General features: G+C 59.2%; 17 protein-coding genes. 13 read left to right on the top strand and 4 right to left on the bottom strand.

The window, feature by feature from the left end; all coding sequences use genetic code 11:
- Window positions 1-28 precede the first annotated feature (28 nt).
- The gene (locus FHT28_RS20925) at window positions 29-868 is read right to left on the bottom strand and encodes an NAD(P)H-binding protein (RefSeq protein ID WP_168597228.1); all 840 of its coding nucleotides are present in this window, start codon (window positions 866-868) and stop codon (window positions 29-31) included.
- 99 nt (window positions 869-967) lie between these two features.
- On the opposite strand from FHT28_RS20925, the gene FHT28_RS20920 reads away from it, so the two are divergent.
- Window positions 968-1,948, top strand: coding sequence for an AraC family transcriptional regulator (locus FHT28_RS20920; RefSeq protein ID WP_210255814.1), 981 nt, complete (start codon window positions 968-970; stop codon window positions 1,946-1,948).
- Between the two features lie 197 nt (window positions 1,949-2,145).
- Here the strand turns inward: FHT28_RS20920 and FHT28_RS20915 are convergent, their stop codons facing one another.
- On the bottom strand, window positions 2,146-2,529 hold the full coding sequence (locus FHT28_RS20915; protein WP_047563089.1) for a helix-turn-helix domain-containing protein: 384 nt from the start codon (window positions 2,527-2,529) through the stop codon (window positions 2,146-2,148).
- Window positions 2,530-2,576: 47 nt separating this feature from the next.
- On the opposite strand from FHT28_RS20915, the gene FHT28_RS20910 reads away from it, so the two are divergent.
- The gene (locus FHT28_RS20910; protein WP_168597227.1) at window positions 2,577-3,386 is read left to right on the top strand and encodes an SDR family oxidoreductase; all 810 of its coding nucleotides are present in this window, start codon (window positions 2,577-2,579) and stop codon (window positions 3,384-3,386) included.
- A gap of 616 nt (window positions 3,387-4,002) precedes the next feature.
- Here FHT28_RS20910 and FHT28_RS20905 read toward each other — a convergent pair.
- Window positions 4,003-4,923, bottom strand: a complete 921-nt coding sequence (locus FHT28_RS20905) for a LysR family transcriptional regulator (RefSeq protein ID WP_037197987.1) — start codon at window positions 4,921-4,923, stop codon at window positions 4,003-4,005.
- A 106-nt stretch (window positions 4,924-5,029) separates the two neighbouring features.
- Here FHT28_RS20905 and FHT28_RS20900 point away from each other — a divergent pair, with 106 nt between their 5' ends.
- The 6 genes from FHT28_RS20900 (at window position 5,030) to FHT28_RS20875 (ending at window position 10,098) form a co-directional block, all read left to right on the top strand.
- Window positions 5,030-6,112, top strand: coding sequence for a 4-oxalomesaconate tautomerase (locus FHT28_RS20900; RefSeq protein ID WP_037197990.1), 1,083 nt, complete (start codon window positions 5,030-5,032; stop codon window positions 6,110-6,112).
- A 52-nt stretch (window positions 6,113-6,164) separates the two neighbouring features.
- Window positions 6,165-7,166, top strand: a complete 1,002-nt coding sequence (locus tag FHT28_RS20895; protein WP_047563094.1) for an ABC transporter substrate-binding protein — start codon at window positions 6,165-6,167, stop codon at window positions 7,164-7,166.
- 10 nt (window positions 7,167-7,176) lie between these two features.
- Window positions 7,177-7,998, top strand: coding sequence for an ABC transporter ATP-binding protein (locus FHT28_RS20890; RefSeq protein WP_113084888.1), 822 nt, complete (start codon window positions 7,177-7,179; stop codon window positions 7,996-7,998).
- A complete protein-coding gene (locus FHT28_RS20885) occupies window positions 7,985-8,761 on the top strand; it encodes an ABC transporter permease (RefSeq protein ID WP_012650046.1) in 777 nt (258 codons plus the stop codon). The genes FHT28_RS20890 and FHT28_RS20885 overlap by 14 nt, the downstream gene beginning before the upstream one ends.
- Before the next feature lie 212 nt (window positions 8,762-8,973).
- Complete coding sequence (locus FHT28_RS20880) at window positions 8,974-9,747, top strand: SDR family oxidoreductase (protein ID WP_047563096.1); 774 nt, start codon at window positions 8,974-8,976, stop codon at window positions 9,745-9,747.
- A gap of 48 nt (window positions 9,748-9,795) precedes the next feature.
- Window positions 9,796-10,098, top strand: a complete 303-nt coding sequence (locus tag FHT28_RS20875) for a putative quinol monooxygenase (protein ID WP_168597226.1) — start codon at window positions 9,796-9,798, stop codon at window positions 10,096-10,098.
- Between the two features lie 8 nt (window positions 10,099-10,106).
- Here the strand turns inward: FHT28_RS20875 and FHT28_RS20870 are convergent, their stop codons facing one another.
- Window positions 10,107-11,216: a LacI family DNA-binding transcriptional regulator gene (locus tag FHT28_RS20870; RefSeq protein WP_168597225.1), complete on the bottom strand. Its 1,110-nt coding sequence runs from the start codon at window positions 11,214-11,216 to the stop codon at window positions 10,107-10,109.
- A gap of 471 nt (window positions 11,217-11,687) precedes the next feature.
- Between FHT28_RS20870 and FHT28_RS20865 the strand changes: the two genes are divergently transcribed.
- The 5 genes from FHT28_RS20865 (at window position 11,688) to FHT28_RS20845 (ending at window position 17,606) form a co-directional block, all read left to right on the top strand.
- Window positions 11,688-12,722: a 2-dehydropantoate 2-reductase N-terminal domain-containing protein gene (locus FHT28_RS20865; RefSeq protein WP_168597224.1), complete on the top strand. Its 1,035-nt coding sequence runs from the start codon at window positions 11,688-11,690 to the stop codon at window positions 12,720-12,722.
- A 101-nt stretch (window positions 12,723-12,823) separates the two neighbouring features.
- Window positions 12,824-13,885 carry a ketopantoate reductase family protein gene (locus tag FHT28_RS20860; RefSeq protein ID WP_168597223.1) on the top strand — a complete coding sequence of 354 codons (1,062 nt, stop codon included), beginning with the start codon at window positions 12,824-12,826 and terminating at the stop codon, window positions 13,883-13,885.
- A gap of 58 nt (window positions 13,886-13,943) precedes the next feature.
- Window positions 13,944-15,050: a sugar ABC transporter substrate-binding protein gene (locus FHT28_RS20855; protein ID WP_051963715.1), complete on the top strand. Its 1,107-nt coding sequence runs from the start codon at window positions 13,944-13,946 to the stop codon at window positions 15,048-15,050.
- A 16-nt stretch (window positions 15,051-15,066) separates the two neighbouring features.
- Window positions 15,067-16,092, top strand: a complete 1,026-nt coding sequence (locus FHT28_RS20850) for an ABC transporter permease (protein WP_051963718.1) — start codon at window positions 15,067-15,069, stop codon at window positions 16,090-16,092.
- Window positions 16,089-17,606 (top strand): sugar ABC transporter ATP-binding protein, encoded by a 1,518-nt coding sequence (locus tag FHT28_RS20845; protein WP_168597222.1) that lies wholly within the window; start codon window positions 16,089-16,091, stop codon window positions 17,604-17,606. The genes FHT28_RS20850 and FHT28_RS20845 overlap by 4 nt, the downstream gene beginning before the upstream one ends.
- Window positions 17,607-17,619: the final 13 nt, after the last annotated feature.

Here is a 17,619-nt window from a genome sequence, read left to right as displayed (position 1 = left end):
CCCGAAGGGTCCGACGCCGCGCCGCGCCTCACATCCACGCAGTCGCGTTTCGCCGCGCGAACTGTTCGAATGTCGTCGCCGGTCTGCCTGTGACGCGTTCGACGTCGTCGTTGGGTCGTGAACCATCGCCGGTAATGATCGCCGTGGTTAGCCAGCGGAGCGCGGCCGCATAATCGGCGGGCACGAACCCGGCTTCAACCGCGGCGCCGATCCAGGCTTCCGGATCAATATCATTGTGGGCCACAGGGCAACCGGCGACATTGGCGATTATGTCGGCGACGTCGGCCACGCTGAGCGACTGGGGACCAGTGGGCGCGTATGTCGCGCCCGCATGAGCGGCAGGGGTGAGCAGCGTCGCGACCGCGACCGACGCTATGTCCTCGGCATCGACAAAGGCCTCGCTGCCGCTGCCGGTAGGCACCGTGATCTGCCCGCCGATGAGAGGCAAATGCTCGTCGCTGAAGTTCTGCATCACCCAAGCCGGGCGAAGAATTGAATGACTGAAACTCTTGCGGCGCGCAAGATCAAGCTCGACGGCGTGTATGTCGACCTCAGCCGGTGCTCGATCACTGCCGTAGGTGCTGAGGTAGGTTATGTGACGAACCCTGGATTGTTCGGCAAGATCGAGGAAGTCAGCCACTTGGTCGGCGAACTTGACCCGCATGGTGGGCGAAACGAGGTAAACTCTGTCGACGCCGTCCAGCGCCGCAGAATACGTATCGGGGTTGTCCCAGTCGAACATTACGCTGGCGCCATGGCGGGCGGCTGTTCGTGCATTGAAGCCATGTTCCACGAGTTTTTTTGCCACGCGCGCGCCTGTTCGTCCGGTCCCGCCGAGTACAAGTGCCGTGTTTCGTGAGTTTGCCATCTCTCGCCTCCGTTTGTGTTTGTAGACGAATAATGACGTTGACCGGAGAGCGATTCAATTTGCGAATCTCTCATTCTTTTAATTGAAACGCTCAAATAATTGACCAAGACGATTGCCTGGTTTATTCCTCTGGACATGGATTTGCTCGTTGACCATCTGACGAGAGCACGCGCCTCCGGTGCCGTTTTCGCCCGAACCGTTGCTAAGCCTCCGTGGGGCTTGCGCCTCGGCGGCGCCATTCAGCTTGCCGTGCATGCCGTCGCGCAAGGACAAGGATGGCTGTGGCTTGACGATGCCTCATACGGTCCGATGCGGCTCTCGCCGGGGGACGTGATACTTGTCCGCGGTGGGCCTGATCACTTCATCGGGCATGAACCCGGAACCGATTGCCTGGAGCCAGAGGGGTTCCGAACACGTTTTCAAGCTGGCGGGCTGTCGGATGACCCGCAGGCGACCGTGTTCCTGTGCGGGGCCTATCGCTTTTCGGGAGATATCGGCAGCGGCCTGCTCAATGCGCTGCCGCAGGTCATGCCATTGTCGCCCGCAATCGGCGACCCTCTGCGCGACGTGATCGGCCTGCTCTCCCGTGAGCTAGCCTCCACTGAGCCTGGGCAGAACACCGTTCTGGACCGGCTCTTGGACATCCTTCTGGTTCTCGCCATCCGAACCTTTTTCCGTCAGAGCGCCGCAACCCCACGCTGGTACCGCGCTTCGGCCGATCCCAGACTAAAGGCAGCGTTGCAAGGGATGCACGAGGACCCCAGACGAGCATGGGCGGTACCCGAACTTGCAAGGATCAGCGGACTGTCACGCGCCGCCTTTGCACGAGCGTTCGGTGACGCGCTCGGCCAGGCCCCCATGCAATATCTGACGGATTGGAGGATGACCCTGGCTCGCGATTACTTGCGCAGCAGTGAAATGAGCCTGGCGGAGATCGCCGATCTAATTGGTTATGGCTCGCCATATGCCTTCGCTGCAGCCTTCCGGCGCCACCACGGATATCCGCCCGGGATATGGCGGCAACAAGCGTTGGTTTCTGGTAACGAAGCGGAAGCAGTCTATGGGCTTCATGGCCGCTGACACGTGTGGCGGCATTTGCTTGCCAGGCGCCCCCCACGCTGGAAAATCGCCCGCGTAGGGCCAGACGCTGTCGTGGCGGCTTAGCGCCGTCTTGTCGGTCATACAGGGCGTCGTCGCGCCTCCCTGAAAGCGGACATCGTGTTAGGCACGGTCTCGTCCCCTGTGCGTCATTTGCGTTCATTGAGCGCTCATGATCGTCAGCCGGACGTTTCCGGGTAGTCCCGAGAGAACTCCCGCACCGACATCAAGACCGGCATAAGACCACGGCCAGCACTTGAAAGACCGTACTCGACACGAGGCGGCTGCTCGCCGAAGTCACGCCTCGTGACAAGTCCGTCATTCTCCAACTCCCGAAGATGTTGTGTCAGCATTTTCTGGGAGATGTCGGGAATGTCCCGCATGAATTGCGATGCCCGCATCGACGGCTCGGCAAAGAGCCGGAACAGGATAGGTAGCTTCCACCGACCAGTTATCGTTCGAAGCACCCTTGCGACATGTGTGGCCGATCCATCGGGGCCGAGACAAACCTCCCTTGGTTCTCGTTCGACAGGCACTTTAAAGTGCGTAATTGCCTCGTCCATCGTCTTGTCCCCTTATCGGTGCATCGCACTAACATGGGAATTGCCAGGTGGATTTGAAACTTGATGGAAAAATTGCGCTTGTCACAGGAAGCAGCAAGGGTATCGGCGAAGGAATAGCCAGAGGCTTGGCGCGTGAGGGTGCTATCGTCATCGTCCATGGCCGCAACAAAACCAGTACCGAAGAAGTCGCCCACGACATCGTCACCCAGGGTGGGCGTGCCTATACGGTCTTTGGCGACCTGACGAATGACGATGACGTACAAGGGCTCACCGATGATGCGCAGGCTTTCGTGAAACCAGTCGAAATCTTGGTCAACAACGCAGGCGGTTCCGGCGAGGTGGAAGACTGGACTACCACTCGCCCGGAGACATGGGCATTCGGTTACGACCGAAACGTGCTGGCGGCAGTAAGGGTGACCGCTCGGCTGCTGCCAAGCATGCGGGCTGCCAAATGGGGAAGAATCGTCAATATCTCCAGCATGGCGGCGATGATGGCTCCTGCGAAAAGGCCCGATTATGGTGCCGCCAAGGCAGCGATGATCGCGATGACGGCCTCGTTGGCAAAGGAGGTTGCCATGGATGGCATTACAGCGAACACGGTATCGCCTGGAACCATCCATAGCGATAAGTTGGACGAAGGCTTCCGCAAGGTCGCTGCCAGGCAAGGCCTTGCCTCAGACGCTTCATGGAACGAGATCGAAAAAATTGTGCTGCCGATGTTTGCCCAAGTCCCTATGGGAAGGGTTGGAACGCTTGAGGAAATCGCTGATGCCATCGCTTTCCTCGTAAGTCCGCGAGCCAGCTATATAACGGGTGCAAACCTGCGGCTTGACGGAGGCATGTGGCCAGGGCTTTGATCTTTCAGCATTGGGCCGAATCAAGACCAAGTCATTCCGCTGTCGAACGCCCGCTTTCATGATAGCGTGCCACACGCCATCATACATGCGATCGACGGCCGCGGACGACAGTAGCGTTTCCGCACTGGCGATCACCGCGATAACCAGCGTCGTCTTAATGATACCGGGCTCGACCATCCTGGCAAAATCATTGAGCACCCCGACAATCAAATCAAAAAATATCGAGCGGTCTTTGCCCAAGGAAGGGGCGTGGCATGGCCGAAGCACGACAACTTTAGAGCGAAACGGCATAAAAGTCACGACCGCCGAAGAGTGGATGCGCGAAAACCTTCGCTCCTAATGGAGATGCGGTTCGACGGGGTCGACGACCGCGCCGAGTCCCTTTGTGTGGTTCGCAGACATGTGAGGCGGGTTACCCCTTCTTTCGAGAGCTTTCGTCAATGTCGGTACGCCACCATCATTTGACATTCATGGGGAAATCGGAGCATCAAAGGGGGGCATGGGCGACGCCGCAACGAGCGGTACTTTTTCTAACAAATGAATATATTCACCGACTTAAGCCGTGTCGCCACGCGGCTGCATTTTGGATGCTGTTTCACATTCGGCAACGACGCGATTAGTTCGCAGCAATTGTTCGTTCCGGCCGTTTCCAGGTCGTCAAAAGCATATCGATGAAACGGTCGGCTGCGGGGGATAGGGTGGCACTCCTGCGTCTGACGATGCCGATCGTCCGAGTAACGACAGGATTGACGATCGGGCGGGTGACGAGAAACGGATGCTCCTCCTGCGGCGTTGCCAGCCTTGGAAGCACGGAAATTCCCAACCCCGCCTCGACCAGTCCCAGCGAGGTATTCAAATGGGTGACCTCGTAGAACCAGTTGAGCCTGAGGTTCGCCCGGGCGAGCGCCGCGTCAAGAAGCGTGCGGTTGCCACTGGAGCGATCGACCACAACAAGTGGGTGGCCCTCGAGCTGGTTCCAGTGGATTTCGTCAAAGGCGGCAAGCGGATGGTCTTTGCGCATGGCCAACACAAATGGATCGTCGATCAACGGCTCGAACGATAGATCCGGATCGGAATTGCCCATCAAGTTGATACCGAACTCGACTTCTCCTCGAGCCACCGCTTGCAGCCCCTCATTGGCGGTCAGATCCCGGATCCTCAACCGTATGTGAGGATAGTCGCGGCCAAAGGTGCGAATAACGGTCGGGAGGAAGTAGAAGGCGGCGGTCGGTACGCAGGCCATGGTTATCAGTCCGCGACGCTGTGATCCACTGTCCTTGATGGCAAAGAGCGAGCCGTCGAACTCCTCCAGCATGCGCCGAACGAGAGGGATCATCTCTTGACCGGTGGCCGTCGGCGCCACATGGCGGGTGGTTCTGTCGAGCAATGGCGCGCCGATCGATTGTTCCAGTTTCTGGATGCGGCGCGTCAAAGCCGGCTGCGAGATGTGCAAGGCCTCCGCCGCGCGATGAAAGCTCTCGAGTTCGACCACGGCTTGGAATGCACGAAGGTCCAAAATCTCGCAATTGATGCTCATAATGAAATAATCCCTCCGAAAATTGCATTTCACAAATAAGCGCTTCTTGCACATATTGCAACAAGCCGGTGGATTGATCCACTTTATGAAACTCAGAAGGTCTGTTATGAACGATTTGGTGCGGATTCCTTGCGTCTTGATGCGCGGCGGAACCTCTCGGGGGCCGTTCTTTTTGAGCGCGGACCTGCCGTCGGACGCCGCCAGCCGCGATGCGGCCTTGCTGTCTATCATGGGTTCGGGTCATCCGCTGCAAATCGATGGCATAGGGGGCGGAAATCCCGTCACCTCGAAGGTGGCGATCATCGGTCCGCCGAGCGTTGCCGGCGCCGATGTCGACTATCTGTTCGCTCAGGTCCGGACCGACCGGCAGATCGTCGACTACTCGCCGAACTGCGGAAATATGCTGGCGGCCGTCGGGCCTTTCTCCATCGAAGCCGGCCTGGTGAAGGCCGGGGCAGCCGAAACGCTCGTACGCATCCACAATGTCAACACCGGCAAGGTGATCGAGGCGAAAGTGCCGACCCGCAACGGGGAGGTGACCTATCTCGGTGATGCCTCGATCGACGGCGTGCCGGGACTTGCCGCACCGATCGCGCTCACCTTTCTCGATGCCGCGGGAGCCAAGACCGGCAAACTGCTTCCAAGCGGCAATGCATCGGATGTCATTGACGGTATGAGGGTGACGATCATCGATTGCGCCATACCCATGGTGCTCATGCGCGCTGCCGATCTCGGAGTCACTGGATATGAAGACGCCGCGACGCTGTCCAGGAATAGCGAGCTGATCGCACGCATGTCGGCGATCCGCATCCGGGCCGGCAAGATCATGGGCATGGGCGATGTGTCGGACAAGGTCATCCCGAAGCCGGTCCTGATTGCGCCGCCGCAGAAGGGCGGTACACTTGCGGTTCGTTATTTCATGCCGAACGATTGCCATCCGGCCCTTGCGACGACGGGGGCGGTCGGCATAGCAACTGCGGTTGTCACGCCGGGGACGATTGCCGCCGATCTTGTAGGCGGCTCATCTCTTCCGGCGACTGTGCGGATTGAACATCCGGGCGGCCGTCTCGACGTCGAGCTGGAGACGCGCGGCGGCGTGACCGTGGCCGGTCTCGTGCGAACCGCGCGTCGTCTTTTCGAAGGCTATGCGTTTGCCAAGCCCGCCGGGTTTGTCGAACACGCGGCCTAGATCATTACCAATCGATCCGGTGAGGACCGGATATAGTCAGGGAGGAAATTTCATGCGCAATTGTCTGCTCGCGGCAGCCGCCATCATGGTGCTTGCCGGCGTCGCTCATGCCGAGCCGGTTCGGATGAGCGTCGGCTCTTATAATCTCAATAACCTGCCGTTCCCCGTTGCCGAAAGCCTTGGCTTCTATAAGGAAGAGGGGCTGGAGGTCACTACGGAGAATTTTGCTCAAGGAGGCTCCAAGGTCCTGCAGGCTCTTGTCGCGGGCTCGACCGACGTTGCCGTTGGCTTTTATGATCACACGATCCAGATGCAGTCGCAGGGCAAGCATGTCGTCGGCTTCGTACAGCTCGCCCGCAATTCGGGGCTGGTCCTCGTTGGAAAGAACGACACCGATTTCGATCCGGCCAAGCCGGCAACGATCAAGGGAAAGAGCATCGGCATCACGGCGCCGGGTTCGTCGTCCGATTTCTTCATTCGCTATTATCTTCAGCAGCATGGCCTGACCGAAAACGATATCTCGATCATCGGCGTCGGCTCCGGCGCGGCTGCAGTTGCGGCCTTGCAGCAGGGCAAAGTCGACCTTCTTGTCAACTACGATCCGGCTGCAACGATCGTCGTCGAGCGCGGCATTGGCAAGATCCTGATCGACGCTCGCAGCGATGAGGGCGCCAAGGCCGTCTATGGCGGTATCTATCCGACCTCGGTTCTCTATGCTAACCAGGCCTATATCGAGGCCCATCCGGAGGTGATCCAGAAGGTCGCCAACGCCACGGTGAAGGCGCTGCATTGGATGAAAAATCACACAGCAGCCGAAATCGTCGAGCAGCTCCCTGACGATTTCGTCTCCGGCGACAAGGCGACCTACATCAAGGCAGTCGAGAACGCCAAGGCGATCTTCTCGAAGGACGGCCTGTTCGTCGCGCAAGATACCGAGACGCCGCTCGCCGTTCTCAAGAGCTTCAACGAGAGCGTTCACAAGGCAACAATCGATCTCAATGCCACCTACACGAACAGGTTCGTAGAGGCCGCAGCCCTGCGCGCCGCCAACTAAGAGGCCTCCAATGTCAGTGACAGCAAGGAAAATTCAGGCCGTGGCCCAATCAAACCCGACACCCATGGTTTCCATCAGCGGCGTCACCATGGCGTTCGGATCGTTCGTGGCCGTCGAAAACGTCAACCTGACCGTCGGCGACGGAGAATTTCTCTCCATCGTCGGACCGACGGGCTGTGGCAAGTCCACCATCCTCAACGCCATCGCCGGCCTTTTGAAGCCTTCGGTAGGCGGGGTCTCGATCGACGGCGCCGCAGTGAAGGGCGTGCAGAACAATATCGGCTATCTCTTTCAACAGGACGCGCTCCTTCCCTGGAAGACGGCTTATGAGAACGTCGAGCTTGGGCTGCGGTTTCGTGGCGTGTCCGCCGGCGAACGGCGCGAAAAAGTCATGGGATGGCTTGAAAAGGTCGGTCTCAAGGGCTTTGAAACCCGGTTTCCCCACCAACTTTCCGGCGGGCAGCGCAAACGCGTGCAGATGGCGCAGGCCTTGATCACCGAGCCCAAGGTCATCCTCATGGACGAGCCGTTTTCGGCGCTGGACATCCATACCCGCCATCTCATGCAGAATGAGCTTCTCAAGCTGTGGCAGGAAGACCGCCGCGCCGTGGTCATGATCACGCATGATCTCGAGGAGGCGATTGCACTCGGCGATCGTGTCGTCGTTCTGGCCGCCGGCCCTAGGAGCCGGGTAATCGAAACCTTCGGCGTTGATCTCGAACGGCCGCGCGATGTCGCCGAAATCAAGCTCGACCCGAAATTCATGACCCTTTATCGCGACATCTGGGCGTCGCTGCGCGGCGAAGTGGAGAAAAGCTATGCAGGCCATTAACGTTCGTCTCATCCAGGTGGCGCTTCTGGCGATCATCCTCGGCGGCTGGCAATTCGGGGTTTCGTCCGGGGTGATCGACCGCTTCTTCTTTCCGGCGCCATTGGATATCGTCAAACAAGTGACGACCTGGATCAGTGATCACGGTTTCTACAAACATGTCGGCATCACGCTCGGCGAGACCGTTCTTGGCTACCTGATCGGGACTGGTCTCGGCGTGGCGGCGGGCGTCTGGCTTGGCCTCAGCCCGTTCGTCGCCAGAGTTCTTGATCCTTTCATCAAGGCCGTGAACGCAATCCCGCGCGTCGTGCTCGCTCCCATCTTCGTGCTCTGGCTGGGGCTCGGCCTCTGGTCGAAGGTCGCACTGGCGGTCACGCTGGTCTTCTTCGTCACCTTCTTCAACGCGATGCAGGGCGTCCGCGAAGTCAACCCGGTCATCCTATCCAATACCCGCATCCTCGGCGCCAAGCGTTCCGACCTGCTTCGCCACGTCTATTTCCCGGCCGCGGCAACCTGGATCCTGTCGTCGCTGCGCACCTCCGTCGGCTTTGCCGTTGTCGGCGCGATCATCGGCGAATATCTCGGCGCATCGGCGGGTCTCGGCTACCTCATCGCCCGCTCGGAAGGCAACTTCGATGCCGTCGGTGTTTTTGCAGGCATCATCATCCTCGCCGTCTTCGTTCTGATCATCGACCTGATCCTCGATGTCATCGAAAGGAAGCTCATCACCTGGCGTCCGAACGCCGGCGAAGAGCGTCCTGCCTGAGTTCACTCTCCGGGAAATTGAGGAGGGTAACCTGGCTGGGTGCCCTCCTGTTGGATTCCGTCCTGTTGACCCGTCCCTCCGCCTGGCGTTGGCCCTGCCAGGTAGAGACAGAGCCCCTCAGGGACAGCCAAGTCCAAAATGGATAATTACACGGTTCTCAACCACGAAATTGTTTGTAGCATCTCCCGAAGGCTTGGGAGGAGCGGCGCAATATGACGGATATGAAACTTTGCATTTTGACAGGTGCCGCGGGGGAAGTTGGCCGGGCGACAGCGAAACGCTTCGCCGAGAGCGGGTGGTCGATGATTCTTTGCGACCGGACCGCTGAGATTGCCGGTCTGGCGAAAGACCTTTCAGCTGAGTTCGGCCATGCCTGCCTCGGTATTCAGATGGATCTCGCGAATGATCAAGAGGTCGACCAGATTGCGAAGACGGCCCTTGAGACCGGCATTCCGTTGCGCTTTCTAGGGCTCGTGGCAGCGATCAACCATCCGGCCGTCAGCATCGAGAACTTGGACATGGCCCTCTGGGACCGAGTGCACAACGTAAATCTGCGCGCGAACGTCAAGTTCATCAGCGCGTGTGTGCCGTTGCTGCGGAAGGCGGGCAAGGCTTCCATCGTGAATGTTGCCAGTTTCTGGGGCCGTGAAGGACATGCCTATTTCAGCCCCTATTGCACATCGAAAGCCGCATTGATTTCGCTGACGCAGAGTGTCGCCGCGGAACTTGCGCCGGATATCCGGGTAAACTGCGTTGCTCCAGGCAATATCAACACGCCGATGCATTTCAACGCGCTTGCGGTTGAGGCCGAAAAGCGCGGGATTTCAGCCGATGAGATGCGTGAGATCGAATGGGGCAAGATCCCGATGGGTCGTCCTGCGGAAACGGCGGAGATAGCATCTGCAATTCATTTTCTGTCTACCGACGACGCCAACTATTTCGTAGGCGCGACGCTGGACGTCAACGGCGGCTGTCGATTCACTTAACCACGCGGTGATTGAGACGCGAATTGGTAGTTCAGGGGAGAAGAACGAATGTCGGACCAGCTAACGGTCATCGCGCATCTGGTGGCGCACCCGGATAAGATCCAGGACACCAAGGAATTTCTGATGTCGCTGATCGAGCGCACGCGCGCGGAGGCGGGCTGCGTCGATTATCATTTGCATCAGAGCCAGGAAGACCCTGCGAACTTTGCCTTCTATGAAAATTGGATCGATCGTGCAGCATTGGATGAGCATATGGAAACGCCGTATCTCAAGGAATTGATTGTACGAAAGAACGAGTTTTTCAAAGTGGACCCGGACATCCGCCTATTGACGATGATTTCGCCGCGATGACATCAGGTTCAAACACTTATGGGATCCGATTGGATAACAATCGCCGAAGGGTCGGAACTCGATCCGGGCTTGCGTGCAGGTCCGGTACTGCCTCTTAGCACCAGATGAGGGGTGAGGAGGATGCGCTTTACCGGTTGCGAGTGATTTTTGATCAGGCTCATCAGCAGGTCAGCGCTCTCGAATCCGAGATCGCGGCCGGCGGTGTGCAAAGTGGTCAATGGCGGCGACAACAGATTCATGAACGGTAGATCGTTGACGCCGGCAAGAGAAATCTGTTCGGGACAAGCGACGCCAGCCGACTTCAGGGCGACGAGGCAACCGACGGCGAGCAGGTCGTTGAAGGCGAGGACCGCGGTGCTGGTCAGTCCGGATGCAAGCATATGTCCCATGATCCGCTCACCTTCCGCGACATCATAGGCTAGCGCTTCAATGACATCGAAACGGCAACCGGCCGCCTTTGCAAGGCGGGTCGCTGCATTGAACCCCGCCAGCCTGTTTTGAGCGGTGGAGGCCGCGAGCGGCGGTGTTACATAGGTGATGTCCTTATGACCCAGGTCAAGAACATGCTCGACCAACGCCTGAACGCCTGCCGCATCGTCCATCGCGACCGAAGACATCCGGGAGTGCCGAGGATCCCGAAGAACGGCGACGGTCGGTATGCCCAGTTCCAGGCAAAGCTCGACCGAGGGGTCGTTCAACTCGAAGCTTGCGACGACCAGCCCGGCGACGAACTGGCTGCTCATGCGTTCGACGATCGATCTGAGTTTGACGGGACTGTAGTCCGAATTCGCGACGAAAGTGACATAGCCATCTTCCGCGACGCGTTCTTCTACGGAAGCGATGATGGGAGAAAACAGGGGGTCGCTGAGATTGGGGACGATGAGGCCGATCGTTCCCGTCTTCTGCGTCCGAAGGCTGGAGGCGAGACTGTTGCGCTTGTAGCCGAGTTGCTCGGCAACCTTTTCGATCTTTCGGACGACCTTGCTCGATATCCGATGGCTCGTCCCGGGGTTCAGCGCACGCGACGCCGTCGAGACGTGTACGCCGGCGCCGTTGGCGACGTCGACGATGGTGACGCGCGGGCGCTTGCTCTGGTGACCTTGCGGGGTATCGCTCATTCGGTGTCGACTACTTCAACATTCGGATTCGATTAACTGGAAAAATATGCGATCAAACCTTTGCACACAAGGTGGGTCATAGAGTGCCGGCGGCCGATTTGCGACCACCCCTGGCGAATGAGCTATTTCTGTCTATGCAATCGTTGATTTTGGATCCTGTTCTTAATTTTCCTCTTTCGGTAAGCGACGGGTGCAGTCGGCAGGCTCTGAGCGCGTCTTTTTGCCGGCCCACTTTTTCCAAATCGTGGGACCGTTGAAAAAGCTTTTTAGTTTTAAACAAACGATTGCTCTAATCGAAAATTTTCATAAGCAATTGAATATTTTATAAAAATCGACAAAAGGTATATTTTCGCAAGACCATTTGGAAAATATTTGAGCAAACGTTTGCACTTGACTCAATCGGCTGTGCTCTCTAACCATGCCTTCGGATGGAACGGCGCAGTGCGGTGCTGGACATGGAGAGAACGCACGATGTCTTGGGAATCTGAGCGCAATTTGAAGATTGCATTCGTCGGCACCGGCGCGCAGGGCGCTTCGATTGGCGCCGACTTTGCGCTTGCGGGCCTCGACGTGACGTTCATCGAACAATGGCCGGAGCACGTCGACGCAATGAACGAACACGGTATCAGCGTCAACATGCCTATGCGATCCATCAATGCAAACGTTCGCGCAAAACATCTCTGCCAGGTGGCCGAATTGCGGGAGCGCTTCGACGTCATATTCCTCGTGGTCAAGGCTTATGACACCCGCTGGACATGTCAGCTTGTCGAGCCGGTTCTTGCGTCCGACGGCCTCGTCGTCGGTGTCCAGAACGGAATGACGCAGCGTGCGATCGCGTCCGTCGTTGGCGCTGAGCGAACGGTTGGGGCCGTATTCGACATGGCCTCCAACATGTTCACCCCCGGCGTGACAAACCGGCAGAACGATCGTGATACGTCCTGGTTTGCGCTCGGCGCGCTCGATCCGGCAAATCGCGAGCGTGTGGAAAGAGTTGCCGAATTGCTGCGGCTGAGCGGCCGCGTCGAGGTTACGGACGATATCGGCTCTGCCAAGTGGATGAAGCTGATCGTTAATGCCGCGCAACTGGTTCCGTCCGCGATCCTCAATTTGCCGTTTGCGGAGGCGGTCAGGGTACCAGGGATGGCAAAGGTGATGCGAGCAGCCGGTTACGAGGCGATGCGCGCGGCGCAGGCTGACGGCGCAAGCATTGTTCCGATCCTTGGCATGCCTCCGACGACAACCAATGATCCCGACCGCTATGTCGACGAGATCTTCGACGAGGTGCTTAAGACCTTCATGATGCCGGATACGCTGACGACAGTCCTCCAGGACTGGCACAAGGGTCGGCGCGGAGAGGTCCTGGATATCAACGGACATGTGGTGGAGACGCTGGAAAGAGCGGGGCAGGGCGCTCCGGTCAACCGCCGGATCGTCGAGATCGCCCGCTCGATCGAGCAAGGAAGTCTGAGGGCGCAGGTGACGAACAGTTCCCTCTTTGCGACGTGACAAGGCGCTTGCGAACTGAGGTTCAAGGGTCCGCCAGACCGGACAGGATTGACTGAAACATTGCGTGCACGAGCCGCACGCCATCGGAGAAGGAGAGTCATATGGGTTGGGATAAGGCGCGCGGCCCGCGGATCGCATTTCTGGGAACAGGGGCACAAGGCGCGTCCATCGGGGCCGACTTCGTATTGGCCGGGCTCGACGTCACCTTCATCGAGCAGTGGCCTGACCATGTCATGGCCATCCGCGAGCACGGGATCACCGTGAACCTGCCGAGCCGCACCATCAATGCGAAGGTCCCGGCTCTGCATCTCTGCCAGGTGGCGGAAATCAAGGAGCCTTTCGACGTCGTTTTTCTCGTGGTCAAGGCCTACGACACCAAGTGGGCATGCCAGCTTATCGAGCCCTGCCTTGCTCCGGACGGAGTGATCGTCGGGCTTCAGAATGGCATGACGCATGAAGACATCGCGGCCGTGGTTGGTCGCGAGCGGACGATCGGTGCTGTGATCGAGATCGCGTCCAACATGTTCGTTCCCGGCGTCACGAACCGGCAGAACGATCATGACACGTCGTGGTTCGCACTCGGCGCGCTCGACCCCAAGACGCAGGAGCGGGTGGAAGACGTCGCCGATTTGCTGCGGAATTCTGGCACGGTCGAGGTGATGGAAGACATTCGTTCCGCAAAGTGGATGAAGCTCGTTGTCAATGCCGCCGAGCTTATTCCATCGGCGATCATCAACCTGCCGCTGGCGGATGCTGCGCGCGCACCCGGCATGCTCGAGGTCATGCGGGCGGCGGGATACGAGGCAATGCAGGCAGCATTAGCGGACGGCGCCAAGATCGTCCCGATCATCGGCATGCCGCCGGTCACGACGAACCATCCGGAGCGTTATGTCGATCAGATTTTCGAAGAGGTACTGAAGACCTTCTCGCAGGCTGACACGCTGACGACATCACTGCAGGACTGGCGCAAGGGGCGCCGCGCCGAGGTGCAGGAGGTTAACGGATGGGTCGTCGATATCCTTCGTGCCCATGGCCAGAAAGCGCCGGTGAATCAGCGCGTTATGGAGGTCGCCTACGATATCGAGGCCGGCCGGATCGAAGCGCGACCAGAGAATGCAGCCCTATTGATCGAAACATATCGGGTCGTGGCCGACCGTCGATAAGTCCCGGCGGTCGGGCGGCAGGCAAAGCATCAATTTTTAACCTGAGGAGGAAAATGGCATGAAATCGCATCTGAAATGCGGCGCCATCGCGCGATGGCTTCTAACGTCCGCGGCGGTCTGCGCGAGCGTCGCAATCCCAGCCGCGCATACGAACGCCGGTGAGGCGAAGGGCGGCAAGCTAATCGTCGGCATCGACGAGACGGCTTCCGAATATTGGTCGGAATATCTGCAGGGCGTGAAGGACATTGGCGAGTCGCTCGGCAAGGATCCGACCGTGCTCACCAGCAACTATCAGGGCGATCAGCTGCTCGCGCAGCTCGGGGCCACCTATTCCGCTGGCTGCAATCAGTGCGCTCTTGCCACCGATCCGTCGTCGAATGCCTTCGTCAAGGCTGTTGTCAACCGGTCGGCCAAGTCGAAGGTCCATGTCGTCACGATCTGGAATCGGCCCGAGGACATCCATCCCTGGGATACGGATTCCAAATATTGGGTCGCCCATACCTCCTTCGACGGTGTGATGTCCGGCTACTACCAGGTCATGGCGCTTTGCAAGGCGCTGAACGGCAAGGGCAAGATCGCCGCGATCGAAGGCGTGCCGTCAACCCCGCCGGCTTATCAGCGCATTGCCGGCCTGAAAAAGGGTCTGAAGGAATGCCCTGGCCTGGAGCTTGTCGACACGCAGGTGGGCGACTGGCAAGAAACCAAGGCTCAAAATATCACCCGTACCTGGCTTGCCCGCTATGGGGATCAGCTACAGGGCGTCTTCGCGTCCAACGATGCCATGGGCCGCGGCGCGGTCGCCGCGCTGAAGGAAAAGGGACTGAACGGCAAGGTTCTGGTCACCGGTTCTGACGGTTCGAATATCGGGCTGGAAATGGTCAAGAACGGCGACATGCTGGCGACCGTATGGAACGATCCGGTCTTGCAGGGCGCGGTTTCCATGTCGCTCGCCTATGCGGCCGCTGTCGGCGACATCGATGCCGAGAAGCTGAGCCATGCGCAGCGCGACTTCTACCTCAAGCAGGATGTCGTGACCAAGGACAATGTCGATAAGTATCTCGACCTGAAGAAGAACGCGCCGAAATACACCTACGACGAAATCAAGAAGGACTTCTGGAAGGACTCGGCAGGTCAGATTCCGGAAGGCGCAAACGAGAACAAGTAATCGGAAGGAGGGCTCGATGGAGGCCGCTACCAGTATGAACTCCAAAACGGTCGCTCGCTCGCTGACGCTTTTTGGCGAGATCAGAAGCAAATCGTCATGGAACCAGTTTGCAGGCCCTGTTGTGGCGCTCATCGTGCTGTCTGTGGGCTTCCAGCTGGTCAGCGGTAGCTTCTTTACGATCGACAACCTCAAATCCGTGGTGGAGGCAGCGGCGGTTCCCGCAATTCTCGCCGCTGCCATCAGCTTTGTCGTCATCATGGGATCCATCGATCTCTCGCTGGAAGGCACCATGGCGACGACGAGCATGATCGTTGCCCTTCTCGTCGCAAACGGGGTCAACGGCAACGATTACGGCATGGTCGGATTGCTGGCGGCGCTGGCCGTTGGCCTCGCCTTCGGCCTTTTCAACGCCGTCCTCAACGCGGTGCTGCAGATGCCGTCCCTGATCGTAACGCTCGGAACCTGGTTCGTCGGGCTGGGCATCGCGGCAGTCCTGTTTCCTGCCCGTGTCCCGCAAATCAACGATCCGCTCATTCTCAACCTCGCCCGCCTCCGGCTCTTCGATTTGAGCTTGGTCGTCTACATCGCGCTCGCCGTCATCGTCGTCAGCCAGTTGGTCCTGAACTTCACGAGGCTCGGGCGCATGATCTATGCGATCGGCGGCGACGAAGGCCTGCTCGTGGCTTCCGGCCTGCGCATTCGATGGGTCAAGATCGCCGCCTTCTCGATTTGCGGTCTGCTGGCCGGCATGTGCGGCGTGCTGCTGTCCGCACAGCTCAGCACCGGAAATGCGAATATCGGCAGTGGACTTCTGTTTCCGGCCATCAGTGCCGCCGTTCTTGGCGGCACCGTGCTGACGGGCGGACGCGGCGGCGCGGTTCAATCCGCGCTCGGTGCCTTAATTCTGGAGGTGCTGAACAATGGCCTCATCCAGATCGGCGCCGGTCCCTATACCCGCCACATCATCAGCGGCTCGGTCATCGTGATCGCCGTCGCCGCAGGCGGCTGGCATCGCCGCCGCAAACTGAGGGTCGTAAAATGACAGGCTCGCTCGTTCTCAAAGGTGTCCGCAAGACCTACGGCAGTGTCGTCGCGCTCGAAGGCATCGATTTGGAAATTCGCGCGGGGCAGGTGCTCGGGTTGATCGGCCAAAACGGCTCAGGCAAGTCCACACTGCTGAAGATATTGGCGGGGCTTGCGGCGCCGGACCAAGGTGAGATCATTCTCGACGGGCATCCGATCGTCCTGGATTCCGCCGCGACAGCTAGTCGCTACGGCATCGGCATGGTGCATCAAGAGCAGTCCCTGATCCCCAACCTGACCGTCGCGGAAAACATCTTCCTCGACAAGCCGCACCCTGCCACGAGAAACGGCCTCTACCGATGGGGCGCTCTGAACAAGGCCGCACAGGCGCAGCTGCATAAGATCTCGGTCGAGCTGCCGACCCGCGCGCTCGTAGAGGATTTGCGGTTTGCCGAGCGCCAGCAGGTCGAACTCGCCAAGGTTCTGGCGATCGAGGAACTCGTCGACAGACCGCCGATTATCCTGTTCGACGAGCCAACCTCGGTTTTGACGCCGGATGAGATCAAGCTTCTCTTCAAGCAGATCAATAGATTGCGCGGCAACGCGACGATCGTCTTCGTGTCGCACCGCCTGGAAGAGGTGTTGGAAATCAGCGACCGCATCGTCGTCATGACCGACGGCCGCAAGGTGGCCGAGAGAGACAGCGGTTCGGTTGACCGCAATGAACTCTATGAACTGATGGTCGGTCGGCAGCGGGTTACCGATGCCAGATCAGATCGGAAGCCCGCAGCGCAGGCCTCGACGCCGGTGCTCAAGATCGAGCGGCTGAGCAGTGGTCAGCATTTTCGCAACATCAACTTCGAACTTCGGCGCGGCGAAATCCTCGGCATTGCCGGCGTGCTCGGCTCCGGGGCCGAGGAAGTTTGCCGGGCAGTCTTTGGCGCCGAACGCGTCGATGCGGGAGGGATCGCGATCGAGGGCAGGGCGGCAAATCCGACCAGCCCGCGAACCGCGGTTCGGCAGGGTATCGGATATCTTCCGGCAGACCGCCGCGCCGAAGGGATGCTTCCGAGCCGATCGCTGTTCGAGAATGCCGTTCTCACATTCGGGCTGGACTACGGCTGGCGCTCCCTCGTTTTGCGGCGCGGCAGGGAGCGGCCGGTCGCGCTCGAATGGATGAAGCGTCTAAAGGTGAAGATGCACACGCCCTATGCGCCCATCTCCAGCCTCAGCGGCGGCAACCAGCAGAAGACTGTGCTTGCAAAATGGCTGATGGCCAGGAAACTCAAGGTTCTCCTGCTCGACCATCCGAGCCGCGGGCTGGATCCCGGCGCGCGGGACGATCTCTTTGCCGTCATCCGGGAGCAGGCCGACAAAGGCCTGTCGATCGTCTTCGTCGGCGACACGATCTCCGAGTTGTTGGAGCTTTCCGACCGGATCGTCGTGATGCGGGATGGCGAGATTACCGCACGTTTCGACCTGACGGATGGAGCCATGCCGAAGGAAGAGGAAGTCGTCGCGGCCATGGTCTGATGTGGCTTGGCCA

This window comes from Rhizobium sp. SG570 (assembly GCF_012275345.1).
GTDB lineage: Bacteria > Pseudomonadota > Alphaproteobacteria > Rhizobiales > Rhizobiaceae > Rhizobium > Rhizobium lusitanum.
This window is presented reverse-complemented; position numbering and strand designations above follow the sequence as displayed.